Genomic DNA, 4,326 nt, shown 5'->3' on the forward strand with positions numbered 1-4,326 from the left:
CCCCACCCGTGACTCAGCGTTGGTTCCCGCCGGAGCCTCCACGGCCGGACAACCGCCTACTCCTGCTGGTGGGGCATCCGGATGTTGTACTGGCGCATCTTGCGGTAGACGGTCGCCCGCCCCATTCCCAGCTCGGCGGCGGCCCCGACGACGGTCGCGCCCGGAGCGGTCAGGCAGCGGATGATCTCGTCGCGTTCCACGGCCTGGATGCGGCTGAGGCGGCGCCCGCCGTTGCTCCGGAAGACCTCGGCGGGCAGGTGGTGGACGTCGACCACGTCCGCGCGCAGCGCCGCGTCGCACACCGCCCGCTTCAGCTCGGTGACGTTGCCCGGCCAGTGGTAGTCGGTGAGCGCGCGGGAGGCCGCCGGGGTGAAGCCGATCGTCCGCCCCCGGGCGCCCTGCGCGAAGTGCCGCGCGAGCGGCAGCACGTCCTCCGGGCGGCGGCGCAGGGCAGGAGCCTCGACCACCGTGTCCACCAGCTCCCGCAGCGCCTCGGGGAGCGCGTCGAAACTCCGCGCCGTGACCACGAAGGGCTGGGGGCGTCCGCCCCCGCGCCGCGCCCCGGCCAGCAGCCGGGCCAGCTCGCTCGCGCCCCACGCCGGAAGCGCCTCCACCCCGGACACGATCACGCACGTGTCGTCCTTGGCCAGCTCGGGGGTCCAGAGCGTGAGCCAGGAGTCCACGTCCTCCGCGGCGGGCGGACGGGCGTTGAGCACCCTCTCCCGGGCGCTGACCTGCCGCCGCGCGAGCGAGGCCAGGGAGGTCCGGCCCGAACCCGGCTCGCCCACGACCGCCAGCGTCCGCCCGCCCACCGCCTCGCGGGCCTCGGCGACGGCGCCGCGCCAGAGCCGCGACGCGCAGGCGTCGGCCTGTCCGCCGCCGGCGGCACGGAAGCGGAACACCGCGCCCCTGGGCGCGGGCTGGACACGGCGCCCCGTGCCCCGGGCGAGCATGAGCGCGGACGTGCTCTGCGCGGCGGACTGGGCCAGTGCCAGCAGCAGGGCCGACGAGGACTCCGACCAGGTGGTCAGGTTGACGCTGCCGACCAGTGTGCCGTCGGACGGGTCCAGGACCGGAGCGGCGGCGCAGGTGTACCCGCGCAGCCCCGTGCAGTAGTGCTCCTCCGCCCTGACCAGCGACGGCGCGCGGTCGGCCAGGGCCAGCCCGAGGCCGTTGGTGCCCGCGTCGCGTTCGGCGTAGGAGAACCCGGGGGCGAGGTGGACCCGGTCCAGCGAGTGCAGGATCGCCGCGTCGTTGGCGAGCCTGCTCAGGACCAGCCCCTCGCTGTCGGTGATCATCAGGCTCACCGGTTCGTTGGCGATGGTCCGCTGGATGCCCCGCAGGACCTCGTTGCCGCACTCGTAGAACAGCGACTCCGTGTCCACGGAACCGGTGAACGCGGGCTCCACCCGTTCGGCGGAGACGCCGTAGTGCTCGCTGCGCCGCCACGAGGCGCGCAACCGCGGGGCTTTCACCGGTGTCCGTCCGGCGGTGTCGGTGGGTGCGTGTCTGGGCGGTGAACACGTCCGGTCGTGCACGTCGGCCTCCAGGGGTTCTGCGGCCGCGACCTGGGCGGACGGTCGGTACATCCGCCCGGGCCGCGTGACGGCCAGGTTACTCGTCCGTGTCCCGGAGGCTTCGGAGCGGCTGTCTCAAACTGAGACACGCGACACAGGCCAGAGTTGCGTACGTCTCCCTAGTCTTCCAGCGAAACGGCCGACTCGACCCGGCCCCGTGGGAGGAAGCATGTACAGCAAGGACGGCGAGAACTACTTCGTCGTGGACGCGCACGTGGCCCTGTGGGACGCGCGTCCCGAGAACCAGCTCAACATCCACGGCAAGCAGTTCATCGACTGCTTCTACGACTACCACCGCAACCTCGGCCCGGAGTCGGAGCTGTGGCCGTACGAGGACTTCCTCTACTACGGCGGCGAGCGCCTGATGCGCGACCTGTTCACCGACGGCTACGTCGACCACGCCATCTTCCAGCCCGCCCACCTCGGCGCCTTCTACCGCAACGGGTTCGGGCAGGCCGAGGAGGCCTTCGCGCTCACCCAGGCCCACCCCGACAAGCTCACCTACAACCACTGCTGGGACCCGCGCTTCGAGGAGGAGGGGCTGGAGTGGCTGCGCCGCGACGCCGAGCGGTTCGGGCTCCAGGGGGTCAAGCTCTACACCGCCGAGTGGAAGGAGGGCTCGCGCGGGTACAAGCTGGACGACCCGTGGACCTACCGCTACCTGGAGACCTGCCAGGAACTCGGGATCCGCAACATCCACGTCCACAAGGGGCCCACGATCCGGCCGCTGGACCGCGACGCCTTCGACGTGGCCGACGTGGACCACGCGGCGACCGACTTCCCCGACCTCAACTTCGTGGTGGAGCACTGCGGGCTGCCCCGCCTGGAGGACTTCTGCTGGATCGCGACCCAGGAGCCCAACGTGCACGCTGGCCTGGCGGTGGCGATCCCCTTCATCCACACGCGGCCGCGCTACTTCGCGCAGATCCTCGGCGAGCTGCTGTACTGGCTGGACGAGGACCGCATCCAGTTCTCCAGCGACTACGCCCTGTGGACCCCGCGCTGGCTGGTGGAGAAGTTCGTGGACTTCCAGATCCCCGAGGACATGACCGAGTACGCGTCGGTCACCGTGGACCAGAAGAAGAAGATCCTCGGGCTCAACGCGGCCGCGATGTACGGCATCGAGGTGCCCGAGGGGCTGGGTCTGACGGCCGAGGCCGACGCCAAGGCGGTGGCCTGACATGCGCACGCCCGGACACGCCGAACTGGAGCGCCCGGAAACCGCGCACACGGCCTCCGAACCCGGGACTCCGCAGGACGCCGAACTGGAACTCGCGGCGCTGCGGGCGCTGGACGCGGTGTACGACCCCGAGCTGGACGAGCCCGTCACCGACCTGGGCTTCGTCCGCTCGGTCAGGGCCGACGGCGGCGCGCTCACCGTCCACCTGCGGCTGCCCACCTCGTTCTGCGCGCCCAACTTCGCCTACCTCATGGCCTCCGACGCCAAGGACGTGCTCACCGACCTGTCCGGCGTACGTGAGGTCGCGGTCCTCCTCGACGACCACCACGACTCGGAGAGGATCAACCGCGGCCTGGCCGCGGACGCGGGCTACCGCGGCACGTTCGGGGACGAGGCGCAGGAGGACCTGGAGGAGCTGCGCCTGGTCTTCCGGCGCAAGGCCCACGCCGCCGCGATGGAGCGGGCGCTGACCCTGCTGCTGCGCGCGGACCCCGGCCTGGCCGAGGAGGACCTGCACGACCTCACCCTCGCCGACCTGCCCGACGACCGGGCGGGGCGGGCGCTGCTGCGGCGCCGCGCGGCGCTCGGGCTGAACTGCGACCCGTCCGCGCGTGTGCTCGTGGACGACCACGGCGACCCCTTCCCCCGCGAGGAGGTCCCGCTGCGGCTGAGGTTCGCCCGCTCCACCCGGATCTCCATCGAGGGCAACTCGCACTTCTGCCGCGGGCTGCTGCGCACCCGCTACCCCGGGTCGGAGGCCGACCAGGCCCCGCCCGCCCACACACTTCCGCTCACCGTTCAAGCGAGGCAGTCATGAAGGCAGTCCAGGTCGTCGGCTACGGCCAGAACCCGCGCATGGAGGAGGTGCCCGCCCCGGAGGTCACCGGTCCCTTCGACGTCATCGTCAGGATCGGCGGCGCCGGAGTCTGCCGCACCGACATCCACATCCTGGAGGGGCAGTGGGCCCAGAAGTCCGGTGTCACCCTGCCCTACACGATCGGCCACGAGAACGCGGGCTGGGTGCACGCCGTGGGCAGCGGCGTCACCAACGTCTCCGAGGGCGACAAGGTCATCGTGCACCCGCTGATCACCTGCGGCCTGTGCCGGGCCTGCCGCTCCGGTGACGACGTCCACTGCGAGAACAACCTCTTCCCCGGCATCGACACGGCCGGGGGCTACGCCGAGTACCTCAAGACCTCCGCGCGCAGCGTGGTGCGCATCGACGACTCCCTCGAACCCTCCGACGTGGCCGCGCTCGCCGACGCCGGGCTGACCGCCTACCACGCGGCGGCCAAGGCCGCGCGCCGCCTGCGTCCCGGCGACCGCTGCGCGGTGATCGGCGCCGGGGGCCTCGGGCACATCGGCATCCAGGTGCTCAAGGCGATCACCGCGGCCGAGATCATCGCGGTGGACCGCAACGCCGACGCGGTCGCCCTGGCCACCTCGATCGGCGCGGACCACGGAGTGGTCGCGGACGGCACGCAGGTCGAGCAGGTCCTCGAACTCACCGGCGGCCACGGCGCCGAGACCGTCATCGACTTCGTGGGGGAGGGCGGGGCGACCTCGGAC

The 4,326-nt window shown here is 72.1% G+C and carries 4 protein-coding genes; 3 read left to right on the top strand and 1 reads right to left on the bottom strand.

Annotated features, from left to right (window positions below):
- Window positions 1-56: 56 nt before the first annotated feature.
- Window positions 57-1,589 (bottom strand): helix-turn-helix domain-containing protein, encoded by a 1,533-nt coding sequence (locus DQW06_RS18950; RefSeq protein ID WP_232833074.1) that lies wholly within the window; start codon window positions 1,587-1,589, stop codon window positions 57-59.
- A gap of 157 nt (window positions 1,590-1,746) precedes the next feature.
- Between DQW06_RS18950 and DQW06_RS18955 the strand changes: the two genes are divergently transcribed.
- The 3 genes from DQW06_RS18955 to DQW06_RS18965 all read left to right on the top strand — a co-directional run.
- A complete protein-coding gene (locus tag DQW06_RS18955) occupies window positions 1,747-2,757 on the top strand; it encodes an amidohydrolase family protein (protein ID WP_117199023.1) in 1,011 nt (336 codons plus the stop codon).
- 1 nt (window position 2,758) lies between these two features.
- Complete coding sequence (locus DQW06_RS18960) at window positions 2,759-3,574, top strand: iron-sulfur cluster assembly protein (protein ID WP_198662491.1); 816 nt, start codon at window positions 2,759-2,761, stop codon at window positions 3,572-3,574.
- On the top strand, window positions 3,571-4,326 hold a 756-nt coding region (locus DQW06_RS18965), incomplete at its 3' end, for an alcohol dehydrogenase catalytic domain-containing protein (protein WP_117199024.1). The genes DQW06_RS18960 and DQW06_RS18965, both read left to right, overlap by 4 nt.

This window comes from Nocardiopsis sp. TNDT3, from assembly GCF_003427465.1.
Lineage (GTDB): Bacteria > Actinomycetota > Actinomycetes > Streptosporangiales > Streptosporangiaceae > Nocardiopsis > Nocardiopsis dassonvillei.

Coding starts and splice junctions, on each gene's coding strand:
- DQW06_RS18960 (WP_198662491.1), top strand. CDS start 2,759: ATGCGCACGCCCGGACACGCCGAACTGGAGCGCCCGGAAACCGCGCAC.
- DQW06_RS18950 (WP_232833074.1), bottom strand. CDS start 1,589: ATGTACCGACCGTCCGCCCAGGTCGCGGCCGCAGAACCCCTGGAGGCC.
- DQW06_RS18955 (WP_117199023.1), top strand. CDS start 1,747: ATGTACAGCAAGGACGGCGAGAACTACTTCGTCGTGGACGCGCACGTG.